The 273-nt window shown below is 59.7% G+C and carries 1 protein-coding gene; it reads left to right on the forward strand.

Annotation, left to right across the window (positions count from 1 at the left end; translation table 11 throughout):
- Positions 1-28: 28 nt before the first annotated feature.
- Positions 29-273 (forward strand): DegT/DnrJ/EryC1/StrS family aminotransferase (locus RVY79_RS19620; RefSeq protein WP_317466247.1); only part of this gene is annotated, 245 nt, incomplete at its 3' end.

Here is a 273-nt window from a genome sequence, read left to right on the forward strand (position 1 = left end):
GCTCAGCGACAAGACAAAGGCCGTGGTCATGTATCACGTCGCGGGATACCCCGGCCCGGCGCGCGAAATGGCCGCGTTGTGCAAGGCCCGAGGTATTGCATTTATTGAAGACTGCAACAACGCGCTGTTTGCCCTGCAGGATGGCGCACACGTCGGCGGGCTTGCGGATTTCTCGATCTACTCCTTCTACCCCAATCGGCAGATCAACTGCATCGACGGGGGTGCCTTGGTTTGCAAATCGGCGGAGATGGCCACGAAGGCACGTCAACTCCG

This window comes from Chromohalobacter sp. HP20-39 (genome assembly GCF_033052815.1).
Taxonomy (GTDB): domain Bacteria; phylum Pseudomonadota; class Gammaproteobacteria; order Pseudomonadales; family Halomonadaceae; genus Chromohalobacter.